This window comes from Herbaspirillum frisingense, assembly GCF_047325095.1.
GTDB lineage: Bacteria > Pseudomonadota > Gammaproteobacteria > Burkholderiales > Burkholderiaceae_D > Herbaspirillum > Herbaspirillum frisingense.
Genome location: NZ_CP168558.1, coordinates 4648558 through 4671421 on the forward strand (window position 1 = coordinate 4648558; position 22864 = coordinate 4671421).

Consider the following 22864-nt stretch of genomic DNA (forward strand, 5'->3'; position numbering starts at 1 on the left):
CCGCGCACAGGTACCGAGCCCGGTTACTTCTGGCCCAGCGCTGCCGATTCCTTGTTGACGGCGTCGATCAGCTCCTTGCCGATACGGCTGGCCATCTGCTGCTGCACCGGCAGCAAGGCCTTGCGCCATTCGGCCTTCTCGGCATCGGTGAGACGGTAGACGGTGGTCTTGCCAGTCTTTTCCACGGCTGCCAGGGCGGCATCGTTTTCCTGCTGGGCGATGGCATTGGCGTACTTGGTGGCGTCCTTCATGGCGCCTTCAAGCTGGGTGCGAACGTCGGCCGGCAGGCCATCCCAGAACTTCTTGTTGACGATCACGGCATAGCCCAGATAGCCGTGGTTGGACACGGTCACGTGCTTCTGCACTTCGTGCATCTTCTGGGTATAGAGGTTCGAAGGCGGGTTCTCGGTGCCATCCACCACGCCGGTCTGCAGCGCCTGGTAGACCTCGGAGAAGGCCAGCACCTGCGGGTTGGCGCCCAGTGCGCGCATCTGCGCGTCCAGCACCTTGGAGGACTGGATGCGCATCTTCAGGCCGCGGAAGTCGGCCGGATGATGCAGCGGCTTGTTGGCCGACATCACCTTGAAACCGTTATCCCAGTAGGCCAGGCCGGTGATGCCCTTGGGCTCCAGCTTCTTGAACAGATCCTTGCCGATGGGGCCTTCGGTCACGCGGTAGAGCACGTCCTTGCTGGGGAAGATGTAAGGCAGGTCGAACACCTCGAACTCCTTCACGCCCAGCGGGCCGAACTTGGCCAGCGACGGGGCCAGCATCTGCACGGCGCCCAGTTGCAGGGCTTCCAGTTCCTCCTTGTCCTTGTACAGGGTGCTGTTGGGATAGACCTCGACCTTGACGCGGCCCTTGGTGGCCTTCTCGGCCAGCTCCTTGAAGCGCTCGGCGGCCTTGCCCTTGGGTGTGTCGTTGGCCACCACGTGGCTGAACTTGATGATGATGGGCTGCTGTGCGAAGGCGCTCGCAGTCAGGCCGGCGTTGACGATGGCAGCGGCCGACATGGCCAGCAGGATGGACTTCAGTTTCATGCGTGTCTCCCCAGTGAGGTATGAATCGTTTTGGTGGTGTACTTGTTTTTGTAGTGGCTCTGCTTGGCGCGGGCCAGATTATGCCCGCGCATTTTGCTCGGTGTCACCAAAATGGGGCAAGTGTGGATAACCACAATGCTCCCCGAACCACACTTCCTGCATTTTCCCGCCGCCCGGGATGCTGGCGCTCGCCCCGGGCGGCAGCTACACTGGCGGCGACATGAAAACCATCCCGCCTCCGCCGATCTCGCCCCAGCCCAACGCCGCCTCGCAATTGCAGGCCTCGGGGCGCAAGACCACCATGCGCTGGCTGATTCCTTTCCTGCTGCTGTGCCTGTTCCTGGCCACCCTGATCTGGTTGCCGCGCCAGGCCCAGCAGATGGAGGCCAGCGAACGGCTGGAGCAGTTGATCGCCGATTCGCTGTGGGTGGAACAGGCGATCCGTTTCCAGCTGAGCCGCGACGACGAAAGCATGCGCATCATCGGACGCGAGATCATCACCGGCCGCCTGAACCAGGACCACTTCCGCAGCCGCCTCAATGCGCTGCTGCGCAACAACCGCGAGTTCTATCGCGTCACCTGGTTCAATGCCGAAGGGCGGCCGGTGGCCTCCACCGACGACTTCCCCATCAGTCGCAACGATCTCTCGCAGTCCTCGCTGATGACCGGTGACCGCGCGCGCCAGATGCACCGCCCGCTCTACAGCCCGCCTGCCGTGCCGCCGGGGATCGCCGAGCCGATGCTGATGGACTATCACGTGCCGCTGTTCCGCGACAATCATTACGTCGGCAGCCTGGTGGCCAGCTATGCGGTGGCGCGTATCCTCAATGAAATGGTGCCGTGGTGGTTCGCCCAGGACAACGAGATTTCGCTCACCGACACCGACGACAACGTAGTGGCACGCCGCACCTCGGGCGGCCCCGGCCTGAATGTCTACACCCACCGCCGCGAACTGGAACTGCCGGGCCTGACCCTGGTGCTGCACACCAACAGCACCAAGAGCGCGCCCAAGCTCTTGCCCAACCTGCTGGTGGGGTCCGTGATCGTGCTCTCGCTGGGCCTGCTGTGGAGCCTGTGGGCGCTGTGGCGGGACATCACCCGCCGCACCAAGGCCGAGAAGGCCCTGCTGAACGAGGCAGTGTTTCGCGCCGCGATGGAAAACTCGCTGGTCACCGGCATGCGCGCACGCGACCTGGAGGGGCGCATCACCTATGTCAATCCGGCCTTCTGCAAGATGGTCGGCTTCGCCGCCGAAGAACTGGTGGGCAAGATCCCGCCCATGCCCTACTGGGCGCCGGAAGCCATGGACGAATACCAGGAGCGTTTTTCCAACGTCCTGGCCGGACGCGCCACACCACAGTTCGAGACCATTTTCCAGCGCCGCGACGGGGAGCGCTTCCCGGTGCTGATCTTCGAGTCTCCGCTGGTGGACCAAAACGGCAAGCAGACCGGCTGGATGGGCTCCATCCTCGACATCTCCGAACGCAAGCGCGCCGAAGACCTTAACCGCACCCAGGAGGAGAAACTGCAGGCCAGCGCCCGCCTGGCCAGCATGGGCGAGATCGCCTCCACCCTGGCGCATGAGCTGAACCAGCCGCTGGCGGCCATTTCCAGCTTCACCACCGGAGCGCTGAACATGATGCAGCAGGGCCAGGCCGACCCCAAGGCGCTGCAGCCGGCGCTGGAAAAGATCCACGCCCAGGCGCAGCGCGCCGGCCACGTGATCCGCAGCGTGCACCAGTTCGTCAAGAAGCGCGAACCGGCGCGGCAGCGCCTGCAGGTGAGGCAGCTGATCGACAACGTGACACCGCTGATCGAACTGCAGGCCCAGCAGTTCTTCGTGGTGTTGCAGTTGCAGGTGCCCCGTTCCCTGCCGCCTATCCTGGGCGACCAGGTACTGCTGGAACAGGTGATCCTGAACCTGACCCGCAATGGCATCCAGTCCATGGCGGCCGTGCCCTCGGCACGCCGCATCCTGCGCGTGACGGCCGAGCTGACCCGCAACGACGATGGGGTGGAATCAGTCACCGTCTCGGTGATCGACCAGGGCCACGGCATTGCCGAGGACGTGGCGGCGCGCCTGTTCTCGCCCTTCTTCTCGACCAAGGCCGAGGGCATGGGCATGGGCCTCAACATCTGTCGCACCACCATCGAATTCCACGGCGGGACGCTGACTTACACCGATAACCCGGCAGGCGGTACAATCTTCCGGTTTTCGCTGCCCGCCCAGAGCGGCCAGCCACAATAAAGAGACCGCCGCCCCACGGCCCCACTGATCTGGCCCCACCCCGCACACCAATGCTGCACATAGTCGACGACGAAGAAATCATCCGCGATTCGCTGACCTGGCTGGCGCGTTCCCGCAACATCGCCGCCACCGCCTATGAAGGTGGTGCTGCGGTCCTGACCGCCCTCGGCGCGGCCGGCGGTATCGATGCCGAAGGGGAATGCCTGCTACTGGATGTGCGCATGCCCGGCACCAGCGGTGTGGCGCTGTTCAATGAACTCAAGACCAAGGGTCTGCTGCACCGGCGCCCGGTGATCTTCCTCACCGGCCATGGCGACGTCCCCATGGCGGTGGACATGCTCAAGAACGGTGCCTTCGATTTCTTCGAGAAGCCCTTCAACGACAACCAGTTGATGGACCGCGTACTGGAAGCCCTGGCCAGCTCGCGCGCCGGCGGCGCCGAGGATGCCGTCCAGGGCCGCCTGGCGGCACTCTCGGCACGCGAACGCGAGGTGCTGGACCTGATCCTGGCCGGCAAGATGAACAAGGTCATCGCCGATGAACTGGGCATCAGCATGCGCACCGTCGAGGTCCACCGCGCCCACATCTTCGACAAGATGAATGTCAAGACCGCCGTCGAACTGGCGCGGCTGCTCAAGTAAGGTGGAAATCCTCAATCTCCTGCTGCCGGACTTCAGCCTGATCGTGCTGGGGGTGCTGGTCTATCGCATCTCCAACTGGGGCGACGAGTTCTGGGCCGGCATGGAAAAGCTGGTGTACTTCCTGCTCTTTCCAGCGCTGCTGTTCTATTCCACCGCACGCCTGAAGGTCGACCTAGGGGTCACCGGTGGCCTGGTGCAGACCGGGGTGCTGTCGCTATTGGCCGGCATCGTACTGACCTGGCTGGGCAAACCCCTGCTGCGGGCCACGCCGATGACCTACGAATCGGGCATGCAGTGCGCCTATCGCTTCAACTCCTACATCGCACTGGCGCTGGCCACCCGCATGGCCGGCGAGGAAGGGGCGGGCCTGATGGCCATCCTGCTGGGCTTTGGCGTCCCGCTGTGCAATATCGCGGCGGTCCATGCGCTGGCACCGAAGAACAGCAACCTCTTACGCGAACTGGCCAAGAATCCACTGCTGGTGGCCACCGCCGGCGGCCTGACGTTTTCGGCACTGGGGCTGCACCTGCCGGAGGCGGCATCGGTGGTGCTCTCGCGCCTGGGCGCGGCTTCCATCGCGCTGGGCCTGCTGATGGTGGGTGCCGGCCTGCGCCTGTCGGGGCTCAAGGAAAGCAAGCTGGTGGTGGGATGGTTCATCCTGATCAAGCTCTTCGCCGTACCGCTGGTGGCCTACCTGATCGGTCGCCATCTGCAACTGCCCCCGCTGCAGTTGCGCATCGTGGTGCTGTTCTGCAGCCTGCCCACCGCCTCCAGCGCCTACATCCTGGCCGCGCGCATGGGCGGCAATGGTCCGTTCACGGCTTTCCTGATTTCCTTCGGCACGCTGCTCTCGGCGCTGACCATTCCGTTCTGGCTGGCGCTGGTGCATTGATCCTGCCGCACCAGGCCAGCCCTGCGGCTTATCGCAGCGGCCGCACGATGATGCGGTGCGCGGTCACTTTCTCGATAGCCCCGCGTGAATACAGCAGCGGGAAGCAGCGCGCCGTGCAGGTGGACTGCTGCGCTTACTGCGCCGGCACCACGATCACGACCCGGCGATTTTCCGCCCGGCCGGCCACGGTGCGGTTGTCGGCGATCGGCTTGCTCTTGCCCAGGCCACGGGTGGCAATGTGATCCCGGCCGATCCCGATGCTGGCCAGCGCATCGGCGACGGCGTCGGCCCGCTGCTGGGACAGGCGATTGTTGTAGGCATCGGCGCCGGTATTGTCGGTATGACCGTCCACCCGTAACTCGGTAATGTCCACCGAAAGCAGCGCGCGCCCGATCTTCCCGACCGCCGTGCGGCTCTGTTCGGTCAAGGCGTAATCATCCACCGCAAAGAGCAGCTTGTCGGCAAAACTGAGCTCCCAGCCCTCGTCGGTGAGATGGAAACCCTGCTGCTCCAACAGGGCGACCTGGGACTGCGTGAGGCCGGCCTGGGGCGCGGCGGGAGGCGGCGTCTGGCATCCGCTCAGCAGCAGGGTGCTCCCCAGCAGCATGGCCGCCAGCAGGCGTGAGGAGAGGGAAGAGGTAGCGAGCGTCATGATTGGTTTTCCTTGTTCATCTGATCTTGGAGAGCGAGCTGATAGGTGCCGCGCTGTGTGTTCTTGGCCCGGTACATCGCCTCGTCGGCCACTGCCAACACCGTCTGCGCGGTGCTGCCGTGCTCCGGGAAGATGGCGATGCCGATGCTCAACGATGTGGCGATCACCTCGCCGCCCGGCAGGACGATGGGCAAGCGCATCTCGGCCAGGATCTTGGCGGCGATCTGCAGCGCATCGTCGCGCTGCCGCAATTGTCGCAACAGCACGGCGAATTCATCGCCGCCCAGGCGCGCGACCAGGTCGTCTTCGCGCAACTGGCTCTTGATGCGGGTGGCGATGGTCACCAGCACATGGTCGCCGGCGGCATGGCCGTAGGTATCGTTGATCTGCTTGAAGCGGTCGCTATCGATGAAATACACCGCCGCCAGGTTGCCGGTCAGCCGCGCCAGCTGCACTGCGCGCTCCAGCTGCTCCTCCAGGAAGGCGCGGTTGCACAGGCCCGTGAGACTGTCGTGACTGGCCTGGTAGGACAGGCTGGCATGCTCCTGCTGGACGTGGATCTGCCAGGCTTCCAGTTCATCGAGCAAGGCGTTGAAGTCTTCATTGAGATCGTGGATCTCGGCGATGGCCGCCGGCCCGGCGCGCAGGGCGAAACTGCGTTCGCGCCGCACGCCGTGGGCGATGCGCGCCAGCTCGTGCAACGGTCCGCTGATGCGGTGCTGCATGCGGCGCGCCAGGCGCAGCGCGATCACGGTACTGATGACCAGGCTCAACAGCACACACAGCAGGCCGGTGGTGATGAACCGCAAGGGGCCGCTTCCGCGCGGCACCAGGTGGATCCGGCCTATCCTGGCCTGCTCCCGGATGATGGGGTAATCCAGTGCCGGTGGCAGGATCCAGCCCGCCAGCATCTGCTCCAGCAGCGGCACCGTGCCGCCCGCATGACGCGTCCAGTGCGCCAGCAGCTGGTCGTTGCGACCGGTGAGCACGACTTCGGCGATGTCCTCGTTGCGGCCGATCAGGGCGATGGCCTCCCCGGCCGCCGCGGCATCCCCGAACACCACGGCCGCCTCCACCGTGTAGCTCATGGAACGGGCGATGAGGCGCAGGTTCTGCTCGGAATAGAAGCGCAGCGCGAACAAGCCGGCCACCGTAATGGTGAGCCCGACCATGAGTGCCGTCACCAGGGCCACGATCAGGTGGGCCTTGCTCAGGACGCTGTCCAGGGCAGGACGTGCCATCGGAATGGGCTCGGTATTCATGGCGACGGTTTGCGGCGGGCGAGTTGGAGAACGCTGGGATGAACTCGCAGCCCGCTACGCGCGATGGCATCCAGGTTTGCATCGAAGGCGATCTGCTTGCCCCGTGACTTGAGGCAGAACATGGAACCGGTGTCGCACGACACGTCCGCCTCGGCAAAGCTCAGTACCGGATGATCCACGACCTGCGGCAGCAGCTTGCGATAGTCGGCTTCGGACAACTTGCCGATGTAGACCAGCCGGCAGCCCTCCAGTGCGGCAACGGTGAGTTCGGTCACCAGGCGCGGCGTGATGCGCTGGCCGGGCGTGGACAGTCGCTCCTCGGTGAGCTCCTGGGCATACCGCGTGAGACCGACCAGGCATAGTTGCAGCTGCGGCTGTGGCTGCGGCCAGCGCACGTAGCTGATGATGCCGGCCACCACCCGGGCAGTATCGGCCGCACGACCTGCGTCATCGGGATCGCCCTGGGCGTGACACGGCAAGGCGCCTGCCACCATCAGCCACGACAACACGGCCAGCAAACACCGCCTCACCCGGAGCAGACCCGGCTGCATGGCATCGGCCGTGCGGAGGAAGGGGGCAAGCCTGTTTGCGGGCGCTGTCATCGGCATCATGGTGTGGGTCGGGATGATGAGGGGGCAGAGGCGCATGGATGGACTGATCAGTCACGCAGAATGCTTGATTTCCGATAAAGATAGGTATTGTCAATTCAATAATTAAATTGGACCTCATCAGGACAAGCTCGTCAATGACTAATTAGCGTGACGCCTCGCTGCCGGGGGATTGACTGAAGGAAAGACAGTCAGCAGAGAGCCCTTGCAGCCCGCCACGAAGGCCCGCCATGCATGGATGGGCCTGAAGGCAACAGCCTTGCATGACGGGCAGCGGTGGGCAAAATCGGGAATTGACCGGATTCCCTCAGCGTGGAAATCCGGTGACAGTCAGGCCGCTCCATGCCGGGCCAGCGCCCACGCCACATGCTCGACCACCAACGCCGAAGGATGAGACAAGCGCGTCCGCAAGGCCGCCACAATGGCCGCATCGCCCCGGTGCGAGGGCGAATCGGCGGCATTGCCCAGACCCACGGCCAGGTTGCGCAGCCAGCGTTCATGGCCGATGCGGCGGATCGCGCTGCCCTCGGTGTTCTTCAGGAACTGCTCTTCGCTCCAGCCGAACAGGTCGACCAGGCTGGCGCTGTCCAGGCCATGGCGCGGGTCGAAGTCGGGCAGGCTGGCGCGCTGGGCAAACTTGTTCCAGGGGCAGTAGAGCTGGCAGTCGTCGCAGCCGTAGATGCGGTTGCCGATCAGCGGCCGCAGGTCGGACGGGATACTGCCCTTCAATTCGATGGTGAGGTAGGAGATGCAGCGCCGCGCATCCAGCTCATACGGGGCGACGATGGCCCCGGTCGGGCAAGCCGTGATGCAGGCGCTGCACTGGCCGCAGTGCGGGGTGACCGGGTCATCGACCGGCAGCGGCAGATCGGTCAGCATCTCGCCCAGGAAGAACATGGAACCGGCCTCCCGGTGCAGCAACAGAGTGTGCTTGCCGCGCCAGCCCAGCCCGGCCTTTTCGGCCAGGGCCACTTCCATGACCGGTGCCGAATCGGTGAAGACGCGGTAACCGAAGCTACCAATGCGCTCCTCGATGCGGGTGGCCAGTTGCTGCAGACGGGCGCGCAAGACCTTGTGGTAGTCGCGCCCGCGTGCATAGATCGAGACCTGGGCCGCCGACGGGTCGCCGCTGCGGGCCTCTTCCCGGGCGCGCCAGTCGGCCTGGCCGGGGTCGGTAGCGGCCGGCAGATAGGGCATGCGCACGCTGACCACGCGCACCGTCCCCGGCACCAGTTCGGCCGGCCGCGCCCGTTTCAGGCCGTGGCTTGCCATATAATCCATCTCGCCGTGGTAACCCTTGTCCAGCCAGGCCTGGAAGCCCGCCTCCCGGTGCGACAGGTCGACATCGGCGATGCGCACCTCGGCAAAGCCCAGTGCACGGCCCCAGTCCTTGATGGCAGCGGCCAGGGCAGCCAGGCTGGCGGAGTCGGCAAGATCGACAGGGGTGGCGTGAGCAGGCATGAAGCGATTGAACCAGTAAACAAGTCATCTCGGATGACGTAACAAACTAGGATGTATATGCAGCGACTCCACCTCCACCTGCCCGACGAAACCGCCACCGCGCGCCTGGGTGCCGACCTGGCGCAGGTGCTGGCACCGGGCCTGGCGATCTACCTGCACGGCGACCTGGGCGCCGGCAAGACCGCGCTGACGCGTGCCTTGCTGCATGCAGCGGGCTATTCGGGGCGGGTCAAGAGCCCGACCTACACCCTGGCCGAACCCTATGAAGTGACACTCGCAGGGCGCATGGTAACAGTCATCCACTTCGATCTGTACCGCATGGCCAGCCCGGAGGAGTTCCTCGATGCCGGTTTCCGTGAACATTTCAACGAAAACTCCGTCTGTATCGTCGAATGGCCCGAAAAAGGCGATCCGGTGTTGCCGCCGCCGGACATCCACGTCAACCTGTCTCTTGCAGGGAACGGTCGTGATGTAGAATTGCGTGCGTTGTCCGACAAGGGTCATCAATGCCTCGCTCGACTGAAATTCGCCCCCAACCTGTGAAGTCCAAAAGCCGCCGCACCATCCTCAAAGCCGGCGGTGCGCTGTTCGTCTCCGTCGTCACTCCGCTGCCCGCCCTGGCCTCCCAGATCCTGGCCGTGCGCGTCTGGCCGTCCGACGACTACACCCGCGTCACGCTGGAAAACGACAGCGACCTGAAGGTCACCCACTTCGTGGTCAAGGACCCGGAGCGCCTGGTGGTGGACATCGAGGGCATCGACCTCAATTCCACCCTGAAGGACCTGGTCGCCAAGATCCAGCCCAACGATCCCTACATCAAGCAGGTACGCGTGGGCCAGAACCGGCCCAGCGTGGTGCGCCTGGTGTTCGACCTGAAGGATGAAATCAAGCCACAGGTGTTCACCCTGGCCCCGGTGGGCGAATACAAGTATCGCTTCGTGATCGACCTGTATCCGGCCGCCCCGCCCGACCCGATCGCCGCCCTGATCCAGAAGGGCGAGTGGAACAAGGAACCCCCGGCCACCCCGCCGCTGGCGCAGGCACCGGCGCCCAAGCCGGACCCGGTACCGCTGGCAGAAATCAAGCCACAACCGGACGACAAGAGCGATCGCAATCCGCGGGTGGTCACGGAAGAGCCGCGCATGCAGCTCACCCGCATGATCACCATCGCGCTGTACCCCGGCCACGGCGGCGAAGACCCCGGCGCCACCGGCGCGCGCGGCAACCGCGAGAAGGACGTGGTGCTGTCCATCGCCAAGCGCCTGAAGCGCAAGATCGAGCAATACCCCAACATGCGCGTCATGCTGACCCGCGACGCCGACTTCTTCGTGCCGCTGGGCCAGCGCGTGGTCAAGGCGCGCAAGGTGCAGGCCGACCTGTTCGTGTCGATCCACGCCGATGCCTTCGTGCAGCCTACCGCACGTGGTTCGTCGGTGTTCGCCCTGTCGGAGAAGGGCGCCAGTTCGACGGCGGCACGCTGGCTGGCCAACAAGGAAAACTCGGCCGACCTGATCGGTGGCGTCAACATCAAGACCCATGACCGCCAGCTGGCCAGCGTGCTGCTGGACCTGTCGACCACCGCCCAGATCAACGACAGCCTGCGCGTGGGCAATGCGGTGTTGAAGGAAATCGGCGGCATCAACAAGCTACACAAGGGCGCGGTGGAACAGGCCGGCTTTGCCGTGCTCAAGGCCCCGGACATCCCCAGCATCCTGATCGAGACCGCCTTCATCTCCAACCCGGAAGAAGAAGCCAAGCTCACCGACGAGCGCTATCAGGACCAGATGGCCGACGCCATCCTGACCGGCATCCGCAACTACTTCGCCAAGAACCCGCCGCTGGCCAAGAACAAGCTGACCTGAACCCGGCACCCGCCGCTGATGCCGTTCAGTCAGGTACTGAACGGCATTTTTATTTCATATTTGTCATTGGTAGCGGTCAACCGTACCTGCAGCCCCGCTGACCGCAACACACCTGCCTTTCGAGGCAGCGTCGGCGTCCGCCTTGGATCACCACCGGATGGGGGATAATAGCGCCCTCTCCCGTTTCTTGTTTCTCGTTTCAGCCGCTTTTCGGCTCTTTATCGGAATTCCGCCATGGAAATCAAAGTCAACTTCCTCGACAAGCTGCGTCTTGAAGCCAAGTTCGACGACTTTACCGTCATCGCCGACCAGCCCATCCGCTACAAGGGGGATGGCTCGGCGCCGGGCCCCTTCGATTACTTCCTGGCGTCCTCGGCCCTGTGCGCGGCGTACTTCGTGAAGCTGTACTGCAATACGCGCAATATTTCCACCGAGAATATCCGCCTGTCCCAGAACAACATCGTCGATCCGGAAAACCGCTACCAGCAGACCTTCAAGATCCAGGTTGAGCTGCCGGCCGACATCAGCGAGGCCGACCGCCGCGGCATCCTGCGCTCGATCGAGCGCTGTACCGTCAAGAAGGTGGTACAGGAGGGGCCGGAATTCATCATCGAGGAAGTCGAGAACCTGGACGCCGATGCCCAATCCCTGCTGACCCTCCAGCCTGAAGCCGGCGCCAGCACCCGCATCCTGGGCAAGGATTTGCCGCTGGAGCAGACCATCGCCAACATGTCGGGCCTGCTGGCCGAGCTGGGCATCAAGATCGAGATCGCCTCCTGGCGCAACATCATTCCCAATGTGTGGTCGCTGCATATCCGCGACGCGCATTCGCCGATGTGCTTCACCAACGGCAAGGGTGCCACCAAGGAAAGCGCGCTGGCCTCGGCCCTGGGCGAATACCTCGAACGCATCAGCAACAACCACTTCTATGCAGGCTCCTACTGGGGCGAGGACATCGCCAATGCCGAGTTCGTGCACTATCCCGACGAACGCTGGTTCAAGCCCGGGCGCGGCAACAAACTGCCCAAGGAAATCCTCGACGACTACTGCCTGGACATCTACAACCCCGACGGCGAGCTGCGCGCTTCGCATCTGGTCGATACCAATTCCGGCAACGCCGAACGCGGCATCTGCTCGCTGCCGTTCGTGCGGCAGTCGGATGGCGAGGTGGTGTATTTCCCTTCCAACCTGGTCGAAAACCTCTTCGTCAGCAATGGCATGAGTGCCGGCAATACCTTGCCCGAGGCCCAGGTGCAGTGCCTGTCGGAGATCTTCGAGCGCGCGGTCAAGCGTGAAATCCTGGAAGGCGAGATCTGCTTGCCCGACGTGCCCCAGGAAGTGCTGGCGAAGTATCCCGGCATCCTGGCGGGCATCCAGGGCCTGGAAGAACAAGGCTTTCCGGTGCTGGTCAAGGATGCCTCGCTGGGCGGCGTCTATCCGGTGATGTGCGTGACCCTGATGAACCCGCGCACGGGCGGGGTCTTTGCCTCCTTCGGTGCTCACCCCAGCTTCGAGGTGGCGCTGGAGCGCAGCCTGACCGAATTGCTGCAGGGACGCAGCTTCGAAGGCCTCAACGACCTGCCCCAGCCGACCTTCGAGAGCAATGCCGTCACCGAGCCCAACAACTTCGTCGAGCACTTCATCGATTCGTCGGGCATCGTCTCGTGGCGCTTCTTCAGTGCCAGGTCGGACTACGAATTTGTGGAATGGGATTTCTCCGGCCAGGGCGAAAATTCCAACGCCGAGGAAGCCGCCGCCCTGTTCGGCATCCTGGATGAGATGGGCAAGCAAGCCTACGTCGCCGTATATGACCAACTGGGCGCCACAGCCTGCCGCATCTTGGTGCCGGGCTATTCCGAGGTGTATCCGGTGGAAGACCTGATCTGGGACAACACCAACAAGGCGCTCCTGTTCCGCGCCGATATCCTGAACCTGCATCGCCTGGACGACGATGCCCTGGCCGCCCTGCTTGAGCGCCTGGAGAACAACGAGCTGGATGACTACTCGGACATCGCCACCCTGATCGGCATCGAGTTCGATGAAAACACCGAGTGGGGCCAGTTGACCGTGCTCGAACTGAAGCTGCTGATCCATCTGGCCCTGCAGCAGTTCGACGAGGCCCATGACCTGGTCGGCGCCTTCCTGCAATACAACGACAACTCGGTCGAACGCGGTCTGTTCTACCAGGCCCTGAACGTCGTGCTGGAAGTGGAACTGGACGATGAGCTGGCGCTGGAAGACTACGAAACCAACTTCCGTCGCATGTTCGGCAATGAGCGCATGGATGCGGCCATCGGATCGGTGAAGGGGGACGTGCGCTTCCACGGCCTGACGCCGACCAGCATGAAGCTCGAAGGCCTGGACCGCCATCAGCGCCTGCTCGACAGCTATCGCAAGCTGCACAAGGCACGCGCCAGGTTCGCGCAGGCTGCCGCTGCGGCCTGAGGCGATTGGCCGGCATCATGAAAAATGCCGTTCAGTCTTCACTGAACGGCATTCACGAGGCTGCCAACGCTTGTTCTTTTCTGCCCTGACGCCGGCGGTCTCAGGCGCTGCGCACCTTGCGCTTGCCACGTACCTTGCGCCACAGCTGCCACAAGGCGCCCAGCACGATGGGAATGATGGCCGCCACGATCCCGATCAGGACCAGGGTATTGAGGTTCTGCTGCACCACCGGGATATTGCCGAACAGGTAGCCCAGCACCACCAGCCCCACCACCCACAGCAAGGCGCCCAGCACATTGAAGAGCTGGAAGCGCGCAAAGCTCATGCCCGACACGCCCGCGATGAACGGTGCGAAGGTTCGCACGATGGGCGTGAAGCGGGCGATGACGATGGTCTTGCCGCCGTGTTTTTCGTAGAAGGAATGGGTCTTTTGCAGGGCTTCCGGATTGAGCCAGCGGTAATTGTGGGTATAGACGCGGTGACCGACCCAGCCGCCTATCCAGTAGTTGAGGGTATTGCCCGCCACCGCTGCGATCACCAGCAGGGTCATCAGCAGCCAGATATCCATGGCCCCCATGGCACAGAAGGTGCCGGCGATGAACAACAGGGAATCTCCCGGCAGGAACGGCAACACCACCAGCCCGGTCTCGCAGAACACGATCAGGAACAACACCGCGTAGATGAGCGTGCCGTACTGCTCGATGAGGACGCCCAGATATTTGTCCACGTGCACCAGCACGTCCAGCAACTGCAGATAATCCATAAAACCCAATCGTTGGTGATTCATCGATGCCGCGGCGCCCCATCGCCAGGCGGCGGGATATTTCCCCGATGCAACATCGGGAGATATCCGGAAGGCGGGGTGATCCCTCCCACCTGCGAAGGCATCATACAACACTCACCCGGGGCGGACTCAAGAACCCCGAACGGATGTCGATAAAAAGAACGGGGCTTGTACTTGTGCAACAGGACAATCCTCGCAGAACCTCATGACGCTGTTGCACTCCTGTGGCGCCGGCCGAGAGCGAGCGCACAAGGCTGGCGATTTGGCATATGATCAAGACAGATTGCTTCAGTTTCCAGCGGGTCGAGATGTACGGCGAGGTATGGTCGGCGCAGACAGGAAAACGGAAAAAATCGTAACTCCGGACTGCATGAGGCAAGACGCGCGGCAGGCGTCATTACCGGGCCACAGGGGGGCTGTATGGGGAGCCAGGAGTCGTTCACCGGCGAATTTGATCATCAGCGTGATCTGCCAGGTGAGGTGCCGCAGGATGATCAGAATCTGTGTGGCCAGGAGCGCGATGCGCTGCTGGGTGCATTGTGGCGTTCGATGGCCATTCTGGAATTCGCTGCCGATGGCACGATACTGCAGGTCAATGACAATTTCCTGGGCATGCTGGGCTACCGTCGCGAAGAGCTGATCGGCCAGCATCACAGCATGCTGTGCGAACCGCTGTACGTCCAGTCTGCGGACTATCAACAATTCTGGCAGCACCTGCGCCAAGGCGAGATCATCACCGGCACCCTGCAGCGCTGCCGCATCGACGGCACCATCGTCTGGCTGGAGGCATTGTGCAGCCCGATCCTGGACGAGCGCGGCGAACTCAGCAAGGTCATCTCGGCGGCCGCCGACATCAGCTCCCACATCGACGACTCGCATCACAGCAACAGTGTGCTGAGCGCGCTCAATCGCTCGCTGGGGGTGGTCGAGCTCTCGCCAGACGGCCTCATCCTTGCCGCCAACCGCAACTACCTCAAGACCATGGAATACCTGGCCGAGGACCTGGTAGGCAAGTCGCACTCCCTGCTATGCGACCCCGAGTATGCCAATGGTGAGGAATATGCCGCCTTCTGGCGCGATGTCTGCAATGGCCGCTTCTTCTCCGGCCGCTTCCCGCGGCGCACCCGCAGCGGCCGCACGATCTGGTGGGAAGCCACCTATTCGCCCCTGCTGGACCCGCACGGCAAGGCCGAGCGCGTGATCTGCATCGGCAACGACGTCACCTACCGCGTGACCCGCGAAAAGAGCGATCGTGAACACCTGCACCTGCTCTCGCTGGGAATCAATGAAACAGACAATGCGGTGCTCATCACCGACGCCCAGAACCGCATCGTCTTCCACAACACCGGCTTTACCCGCATGCTCGGTTTCCAGAGCCAGCAGGTCATCGGCAAGCAGCCACGCGAACTGTTCGCCCATCATCCAACCTTCGTGAAGTCGATCGAACGCTGTCACGGCGAGCTGCTGCAGGGCCACAGCTTCCATACCGAGGAGCTGATCCACGACTTCCACGAACAGCCGGTCTGGATTTCGGCGGTGGTCAACCCGATCCTGGACGCCGATGGCCGTCTCATCAATGCCGTCTGCGTGATGACCGACATCACCAATACCAAGGTACATGAGGTGCTGCAGTACCGCGTCCTCAATGCCATGGCGCGCGACTCTTCGCTGTCCGAGCAGATGAACCTGCTGTGCGAGGAAGTCGAACGCGTCGCGCCGGAGGTAATCGCCTCCATCCTGCGGGTGGACGAACAGGGACGCCTGCACACCCTGGCCGGCCCCAGCCTGCCGGAGGCCTACAGCCGCGCCATCGATGGCCTGTCCATCGGCCCGCTGGTGGGCTCCTGCGGCAGTGCCGCCTTCACCGGCCAGGCGATCATCTCGGAAGACATCGCCAGCGATCCGCACTGGGCCGACTACAAGGAACTGGCGCTGACCCACGGCCTGCGTGCCTGCTGGTCGACGCCGATCAAATCGGCCGATGGCAAGGTGATCGGCACCTTCGGCTTCTACTTCCGCCAGCCCCGCCAGCCCAGCGGCTTTCATCACCTGCTGGTCGATGCTGGCCTGCACCTGTGCGCACTGGCCATCGAACGTGAAGCCTCGCGCGCGCGCATCCACCAGCTGGCCTTCTATGATTCGCTGACCGGCCTGCCCAACCGCAGCCTGCTGCTGGTCCAGGCCGGCCAGGCCATTGCCGCCGCCGAGCGCAACCGTAGCACGGTGGCGGTGATGTTCATCGACCTCGATCGTTTCAAGCAGGTCAACGACTCGCTGGGGCACCAGGCCGGCGACGAACTGCTGCGCACGGTCGCCACCCGGCTGCAATCGCAGGCACGGCGCTCCGACATCGTGGGACGACTCTCCGGGGACGAGTTCGTGGTGGTCCTGACCCAGTACGACACCCTGCACCTGACCGAGGTGGTCAAGCGCATCCAGGAACGACTGGCCATGCCCTGCCACATCAACGGCACCCCGCTCAATCCCTCGGCCAGCATCGGCGTGGCGATCTTCCCGGACAATGGCAACGACATCGAAACCCTCCTGCACCGTGCCGATATCGCCATGTATCAGGCCAAAGCCGTCAATCGCGGCCGCTTCAGTTTCTTCAGCGAAGAAATGAACAGCATGGCCCAGGAGCGCCTGGCCCTGGAAGGCGCCCTGCGCGACGCCCTGCGGGGTGGCCTTTTCGAATTGCATTACCAGCCGCAGATCAGGCTGCGCGAGCATACCCTGCATGGCGTGGAAGCCCTGGCGCGCTGGCACGACGCACAGCTGGGACAGATCTCGCCGGGCCGCTTCATCCCCATTGCCGAGGAATGCGGCCTGATCGGCGAACTCGGCAAATGGGCGCTGGAAGAAGCCTGCTTCCAGCTGGCCGACTGGCGTCGGCGCGGCATCCAGGTGCCTTGCATCTCGGTGAACCTGTCCGCGACCAACTTCCACGACCTGGACCTGCCGCAGTTCGTCACCGGGCTGCTGCGCCGCTACAGCCTGGTACCCACCGACCTGACGCTGGAAATCACCGAAACCGTGTTGATGGACACCAACCCCAGCACCAACCAGACCATCGCCGCCGTGCATGCGCTGGGCATCCCGCTGGCCATGGACGACTTCGGCACCGGCTATTCCAGCCTGGGCTACCTGCGCAAGCTCCCGGTTTCCGAACTGAAGCTGGACCAGAGTTTCGTGCGCGACATGGCCAAGGATGACGCCGTCAGCGCCTTGACCAATGCCGTCATCCGCATCGGCGAAAGCCTGAAACTGACGGTGGTGGCCGAAGGGGTGGAAGATGCCGACCAGTACCAGCTGCTGCTCAGCCAGGGCTGTGACGTGGCGCAGGGCTATTACTTCTCGCGCCCGATGGCGGCCGATGAACTGGAACGCTGGGTCAGGGATTTTCGTGCAAACCTGAACCAAGAAGCCGGCCAGGCGACTTAGCACTACAGTGGCCAAGATGGAGACAATCAGGAACAAGTGAGGCAAATTCGTCATGCCAAAAAAGCACTTTCCGGATAGAAAAACAACAGCACAGTTGCATGTGGGCGCAAACATTCGAAGTATTTTGATCGAGCTCAAACGCTGACGATATACTGACGGCCTCCCCCAGCGAGTACCGTAATGGCAGCGTCAGCAACAACACTGGCGCTGCACGATGTCAACGTGTTCGAAGCCGCGCACCATTGCCGATTCGGCAATGTCGCCGACGTGCTACCTGACCGGCACGCAGGCCGTGCCGCGCGAACGCAGCGTTGCAGGCTTTCCGCATGACGGAGAACAAGGAGGGACCAGCGGTCACAGCGTAATGCGCGCCTGCCGGCGCGACCGACCTCCCGGGCAGTTTTCCGTTCGGTATTTGCATTTCCACACGACGTTTTTTCAAAAACAAGAACAGCCATGGCTAACGATATGTCTGGTGCGCGCCGCGCATCCCTTTTCCACCGCTCGGTAGGTGCAAAACTGACTGCCATGACGGTCGCCCTGGTGGGCGTCGTCTTCGTGATCGCATTGATGCTGATCACCTATTCCGCCTCGCGCATGATGGAGCATCGCTCCATCGAACAGATGGGCAACGATGCCCGTGGCGTGGCCCACATGGTCGGCATCTTCGACCGCTCGGTGAACAGCCAGGTCGACCGTTTCTCAAAGATGTTCGACAATGAGTTCGGCAAGCTCACCCTGGATGAGAGCCGCACCGTACAGATCGCCGACCGCGCCACCCCGGTGCTGCAGAACGACGGGCGTGACCTGAACCTGGACTTTTCCATCCCGGACCGCTTTACCGGCCGTACCGGCGTGACCGCGACGATCTTCGCCAAGACCGGCGAAGACTTCGTGCGCGTCTCGACCTCGGTGAAGAAGGAAAACGGCGAGCGTGCCGTGGGCACCCTGCTCGACCGCACCCACCCCGGCTATGCTGCCCTGAAATCCGACAAACCCTATAGCGGCCTGGCCACGCTGTTCGGCAAGCAGTACATCACCAAGTACGTCCCCATCAAGAACGATGCCGGCCAGATCATCGCCGCCCTGTATGTGGGTATCGACATCTCCGCCGACGTCAAGGCCTTGAAGGAGCAGATCAAGGCACTGAAGATCGGCCAGACCGGCAATTTCTATGCCCTCAACGGTCGTGAAGGCAAGGACCTGGGCGTGATGATCGCCGGCGCCCCGCGCGAGGGCAAGGAAGAAGGCGCCAGCCTGTTGGAACTCAAGGATGCCGCCGGCGAGAGCTACATCAGGACCGTGCTGCAGCAAAAGGAAGGCGCGCTGCACTACACCGCCATCGATGGTCGCAAGAAGATCGTGGTCTTCACCCACTACTCTCCCTGGAACTGGGTCATCGCCGGCGAGGCCGCGGTTGACGAGATCACCAGCGAAGTCACTTCCATGCGCAATCTCTACATCGGCCTGGGCCTGCTGTTCCTGGCGGTACTGGGGGCGATCCTGACGGTGATGATCAACCGCATGGTCACCCGCCCGCTGGATGCGGTGTGCAAGGCCGCCGACCAGATCGCTGGCGGCGACCTGACCACCCGCCTGCACGTACACAGCCGCGACGAGATCGGTCGCCTGATGGGCGCCTTCAATGGCATCAGCGCGGGCCTGTCGGAAGTGGTCTCCAGCGTGCGCGCCGGTACCGAGGAAATCAATACCGCCGCCAGCGAGATCGCCGCCGGCAACCTCCATCTGTCATCCCGCACCGAACAACAGGCCGGCGCCCTCGAAGAAACCGCTTCGGCCATGGAAGAACTGACCTCCACCGTCAAGCAGAACGCCGCCAATGCGGTACAGGCCGACGAACTGTCGAGCTCGGCCTCGGACGTGGCCAGCCATGGTGGTGAAGTGGTGGGCAAGGTGGTGCAGACCATGGACGCCATCAACAGCTCTTCGCAACGCATCGTGGACATCATCAGCGTGATCGACGGCATTGCCTTCCAGACCAACATCCTGGCCCTGAACGCCGCGGTGGAAGCCGCCCGCGCCGGCGAGCAGGGACGCGGCTTTGCAGTGGTGGCCACCGAGGTGCGCACCCTGGCCCAGCGCAGCGCCTCGGCTGCCAAGGAAATCAAGGAACTGATCGATGCCTCGGTGCAGACCGTCTCCAGCGGCGGCCAGCTGGTGGCCCAGGCCGGCAACACCATGAACGACGTGGTCTCCAGCGTGCAGCGCGTCTCCACCGTCATCAGCGAAATCACCACCGCCAGCCGCGAACAGAGCGAGGGCATCGACCAGATCAACCGCGCCATCGCGCAGATGGACGAGAGCACCCAGCAGAACGCCGCCCTGGTGGAACAGGCTGCCGCAGCAGCGCAATCGCTGCAGCAACAGGCCGAACGCCTGGCAGCGGCGGTCAGTACCTTCCGCGTGTAAGACGGGTCTCTGGAGCGGGTCGCCGGAGGTGAGCAGCCCGTTTTATCAGCCATGGGGCGCCGGGTTTTGCCGGATGGAAAACCTGTTTTTCTCCACCGCCACCGAAGCCGCCCACGGGCGGCTTCTTCACATTGCCGCCATTGCGTCGGCGGTATAATCGCCGGATGAACGCACCGCATGCCTCCCCTGTTTCCGATTCCGCCGCCACGCCCCATCGCCCCATCCAGGCCCTGCCCGATCAGTTGATCTCGCAGATCGCCGCAGGCGAGGTGATCGAACGCCCCTCGGCGGTCGTCAAGGAATTGCTGGAAAACGCACTCGACGCCGGCTCCACCCAGATCACCGTGCGGCTTGAGCAGGGCGGCGTCAAGCGCATCGCCATCACCGACAACGGGCGCGGCATCCCGCCCGAGCAATTGCCATTGGCCCTGGCACGGCACGCCACCTCCAAGATCGCCTCGCTGACCGACCTGGAAAATGTCTCCACGCTGGGCTTTCGGGGCGAGGCCCTTGCCTCGATCGCCTCGGTGGCGCAACTGACGGTGACCAGCCGCACCGCCGACGCCCCCCACGCCTGGGAAATCACCGGCTCCCAGTTCGGCACGGTCGCCCCCGCCTCGGGCGCACAAGGCACCACCATCGACGTCCAGGACCTGTACTTCAACACCCCGGCGCGCCGCAAGTTCCTCAAGTCCGAACAGACCGAATATGGCCACTGCGCCGAGGTAGTACGCCGCATTGCGCTGGCGCGGCCTGACGTGAGCTTCTCGTTGTCGCACAACGGCAAGACCGTCGATCATTGGAACGTCGGCGAATTCGCCAAGCGCAGTGCCCATATCCTCGGCGATGAATTCGCCAACGCCCGCCTGCCGCTCGACGAGAGCGCCGGCCCGCTGCGCCTGCATGGCTTCGTCGGCCTGCCCACGGCCTCCAAGGCACGCGCCGATGGCCAGTATTTCTACGTCAATGGCCGCTTCGTGCGCGACAAGCTGCTCACCCACGCGGTGCGCGCAGCCTATCAGGACGTGCTGCACGGCGACCGCTACCCGGCCTATGCCCTGTCGCTGATGCTGGACCCGGCACTGGTGGACGTGAACGTGCATCCGTCCAAGATCGAAGTGCGCTTCCGCGACAGCCGCGCCGTGCACCAGTTCGTATTCCACGCCGTCTCGCGCGCGCTGGCACAGACCTCGGCGGTCTCCTTCGGCAATCTGCCGCAACAGGCGGGTGAAGGCGATAATCAGCCCCCCGCGCCGGCCGCGACCGGCAACACCGGCGGCCCCCTGCCCTGGGTCCGCGAACAGCAGCAGCAGACCTTCTCGGCGCAGTTCGCAGAACCGCCACGCCCCTACTCCTTCGGCGGCAACAGCGGCTTTGGCGTGCGCCAGAACACTGAAGCCTACGGCAGCATGTTCCGCAGCGATCCGGCCGCCGGCGAAGCCCTTACCGGTCGCCCCGCAGCAGGGTATCCGGGCAGCACAACCACGCCCGCCCCGGCGCCGCTGCCGGAAGGCGACTTCCCGCTCGGCTTCGCGCTGGCGCAGTTGCACGGCATCTACGTGCTGGCACAGAACCAGGCTGGCTTGGTGGTGGTGGACATGCATGCCGCCCACGAACGCATCCTCTACGAACAACTGAAGACGGCGCTGGACGGCAATGAGATCTTCCTGCAGCCCCTGCTGATCCCGGTGACCTTCTACGCCGATCCGGTGGAGGTGGGCACCGTGGAAGAACACCAGGACACCCTCTCGGCACTGGGCTTCGACATTGCCGTGATGTCGCCCACCACGCTGGCCGTGCGGGCGGTTCCGGCCCTGCTCAAGAATGCCGATGCCCAGACCCTGGCCCGCGACGTCCTGCGCGATGTGCGCGAATACGGTGGCTCGCGCGTGCTGCTGGAGCGCCGCAACGAACTGCTGGGCACCCTGGCCTGCCACACCGCCGTGCGCGCCAACCGCAGCCTGACCCTGCCCGAGATGAATGCGCTGCTACGCCAGATGGAGGCCACCGAGCGCTCCGACCAATGCAATCACGGCCGCCCGACCTGGACCCAGATGGGCCTGTCGGACCTGGACAAGCTCTTCCTGCGCGGGCAATGACGATGGAGAAGCACCCGCCCCTGGCGGTGGCCATCATGGGCCCCACCGCCTCCGGCAAGACCGCCGCCGCCCTGGAAATCGCACGCCGCATTCCGAGTGAGATCATTTCGGTGGACTCGGCCCTGGTCTATCGCGAGATGGACATCGGCACCGCCAAGCCCACTGCGGCCGAGCTGGCCGAAGTCCCGCACCACCTGATCGACATCATCGATCCCACCGAAGCCTATTCGGCCATGCAGTTCCGCCAGGATGCACTACGCCTGACCCAGGACATCGCCGCGCGCGGCAAGCTGCCGCTACTGGTGGGCGGCACCATGCTGTACTTCAAGGTGCTGCGCGATGGTCTGGACGAACTGCCGCAAGCCGACCCGGTCCTGCGCGCACAACTGGACGAAGAAGCGGCGCAGGTCGGCATGCCGGCCATGCACACCAGACTGGCGACGCTGGACCCGGTCACCGCCGCCCGCCTCAAGCCAAACGACAGCCAGCGCATCCAGCGCGCTCTGGAGATCACTTTGTTGACCGGGCAGCCGATGTCGTCGCTGCTGTCGCAAAAACCCGCCGAACCATTGCCCTTCACCCTGTTGCCGCTGGCGCTGGAGCCGAGCGAGCGCGCCGTGCTGCACGAGCGCATCGCCCTGCGCTTCGACCTGATGTTGCAGGGTGGCGCCCTGGAGCGTGAAGTAGCCGCCCTGCGTGCACGCGGCGACCTGCACCTGGGCCTGCCCTCGATGCGTTGCGTCGGTTACCGGCAGATGTGGGAATACCTGGACGGCAGCATCGATGCCGCCGCCCTGCGCGAAAAAGGCATCGCCGCCACCCGCCAGCTGGCCAAGCGCCAGCTGACCTGGCTGCGCTCCATGCCGGAGCGCATCAGCATCGACTGCAACCGCCCGGACGCCACCGCCGAGGTGCTGGCGCGGGTGCAAGAGGCTGTGGATAAGTAAATTCGAGGAAAATCCGAAAAACTATTGACAGAAGCCGCGCCGATGCTTATAG

At 63.9% G+C, this 22864-nt stretch carries 16 protein-coding genes; 10 read left to right on the forward strand and 6 right to left on the reverse strand.

Annotation, left to right across the window (positions count from 1 at the left end):
- Positions 1 to 23: 23 nt before the first annotated feature.
- Positions 24 to 1040, reverse strand: a complete 1017-nt coding sequence (locus tag ACEOAC_RS21260; protein ID WP_006462925.1) for a TRAP transporter substrate-binding protein — start codon at positions 1038 to 1040, stop codon at positions 24 to 26.
- Positions 1041 to 1260: 220 nt separating this feature from the next.
- Here ACEOAC_RS21260 and ACEOAC_RS21265 point away from each other — a divergent pair, with 220 nt between their 5' ends.
- From ACEOAC_RS21265 to ACEOAC_RS21275, 3 genes are read left to right on the forward strand one after another with little or no spacing between them, the layout of a single operon-like run.
- Positions 1261 to 3288 carry a two-component system sensor histidine kinase NtrB gene (locus ACEOAC_RS21265; protein ID WP_077237467.1) on the forward strand — a complete coding sequence of 676 codons (2028 nt, stop codon included), beginning with the start codon at positions 1261 to 1263 and terminating at the stop codon, positions 3286 to 3288.
- Positions 3289 to 3338: 50 nt separating this feature from the next.
- Positions 3339 to 3929 (forward strand): response regulator transcription factor, encoded by a 591-nt coding sequence (locus ACEOAC_RS21270; protein WP_241811360.1) that lies wholly within the window; start codon positions 3339 to 3341, stop codon positions 3927 to 3929.
- A 1-nt stretch (position 3930) separates the two neighbouring features.
- Entirely contained in the window at positions 3931 to 4821 is an 891-nt protein-coding gene (locus ACEOAC_RS21275; protein ID WP_006462922.1) for an AEC family transporter, read from the forward strand.
- Positions 4822 to 4954: 133 nt separating this feature from the next.
- Here the strand turns inward: ACEOAC_RS21275 and ACEOAC_RS21280 are convergent, their stop codons facing one another.
- The 4 genes from ACEOAC_RS21280 to queG all read right to left on the reverse strand — a co-directional run bounded on the left by ACEOAC_RS21280 (position 4955) and on the right by queG (position 8804).
- Positions 4955 to 5473: an OmpA family protein gene (locus ACEOAC_RS21280; RefSeq protein ID WP_413445389.1), complete on the reverse strand. Its 519-nt coding sequence runs from the start codon at positions 5471 to 5473 to the stop codon at positions 4955 to 4957.
- Entirely contained in the window at positions 5470 to 6735 is a 1266-nt protein-coding gene (locus ACEOAC_RS21285) for a diguanylate cyclase domain-containing protein (protein ID WP_413445390.1), read from the reverse strand. The genes ACEOAC_RS21280 and ACEOAC_RS21285 overlap by 4 nt, the downstream gene beginning before the upstream one ends.
- Complete coding sequence (locus ACEOAC_RS21290; RefSeq protein ID WP_413445392.1) at positions 6732 to 7244, reverse strand: YfiR family protein; 513 nt, start codon at positions 7242 to 7244, stop codon at positions 6732 to 6734. The genes ACEOAC_RS21285 and ACEOAC_RS21290 overlap by 4 nt, the downstream gene beginning before the upstream one ends.
- A gap of 429 nt (positions 7245 to 7673) precedes the next feature.
- Positions 7674 to 8804, reverse strand: coding sequence for a tRNA epoxyqueuosine(34) reductase QueG (gene queG / locus ACEOAC_RS21295; RefSeq protein ID WP_006462918.1), 1131 nt, complete (start codon positions 8802 to 8804; stop codon positions 7674 to 7676).
- 57 nt (positions 8805 to 8861) lie between these two features.
- Here queG and tsaE point away from each other — a divergent pair, with 57 nt between their 5' ends.
- The 3 genes from tsaE (at position 8862) to ACEOAC_RS21310 (ending at position 13111) form a co-directional block, all read left to right on the forward strand.
- Positions 8862 to 9347 (forward strand): tRNA (adenosine(37)-N6)-threonylcarbamoyltransferase complex ATPase subunit type 1 TsaE, encoded by a 486-nt coding sequence (tsaE, locus tag ACEOAC_RS21300; RefSeq protein WP_006462917.1) that lies wholly within the window; start codon positions 8862 to 8864, stop codon positions 9345 to 9347.
- Positions 9311 to 10666, forward strand: a complete 1356-nt coding sequence (locus tag ACEOAC_RS21305; protein ID WP_413628573.1) for an N-acetylmuramoyl-L-alanine amidase — start codon at positions 9311 to 9313, stop codon at positions 10664 to 10666. Before tsaE ends, ACEOAC_RS21305 begins: the two co-directional genes overlap by 37 nt.
- Before the next feature lie 234 nt (positions 10667 to 10900).
- Positions 10901 to 13111, forward strand: coding sequence for an OsmC domain/YcaO domain-containing protein (locus ACEOAC_RS21310; protein WP_413443443.1), 2211 nt, complete (start codon positions 10901 to 10903; stop codon positions 13109 to 13111).
- A gap of 100 nt (positions 13112 to 13211) precedes the next feature.
- Here the strand turns inward: ACEOAC_RS21310 and ACEOAC_RS21315 are convergent, their stop codons facing one another.
- Positions 13212 to 13874: a VTT domain-containing protein gene (locus tag ACEOAC_RS21315; RefSeq protein ID WP_006462914.1), complete on the reverse strand. Its 663-nt coding sequence runs from the start codon at positions 13872 to 13874 to the stop codon at positions 13212 to 13214.
- 441 nt (positions 13875 to 14315) lie between these two features.
- Between ACEOAC_RS21315 and ACEOAC_RS21320 the strand changes: the two genes are divergently transcribed.
- From ACEOAC_RS21320 to miaA, 4 genes are all read left to right on the forward strand, one after another.
- A complete protein-coding gene (locus ACEOAC_RS21320; RefSeq protein ID WP_413443442.1) occupies positions 14316 to 17336 on the forward strand; it encodes an EAL domain-containing protein in 3021 nt (1006 codons plus the stop codon).
- A 456-nt stretch (positions 17337 to 17792) separates the two neighbouring features.
- The gene (locus ACEOAC_RS21325; RefSeq protein ID WP_077237353.1) at positions 17793 to 19766 is read left to right on the forward strand and encodes a methyl-accepting chemotaxis protein; all 1974 of its coding nucleotides are present in this window, start codon (positions 17793 to 17795) and stop codon (positions 19764 to 19766) included.
- A gap of 164 nt (positions 19767 to 19930) precedes the next feature.
- Positions 19931 to 21865 (forward strand): DNA mismatch repair endonuclease MutL, encoded by a 1935-nt coding sequence (gene mutL / locus ACEOAC_RS21330; protein ID WP_413443441.1) that lies wholly within the window; start codon positions 19931 to 19933, stop codon positions 21863 to 21865.
- A gap of 2 nt (positions 21866 to 21867) precedes the next feature.
- The gene (gene miaA, locus ACEOAC_RS21335) at positions 21868 to 22812 is read left to right on the forward strand and encodes a tRNA (adenosine(37)-N6)-dimethylallyltransferase MiaA (RefSeq protein ID WP_413443440.1); all 945 of its coding nucleotides are present in this window, start codon (positions 21868 to 21870) and stop codon (positions 22810 to 22812) included.
- The last annotated feature ends 52 nt before the right edge of the window (positions 22813 to 22864 follow it).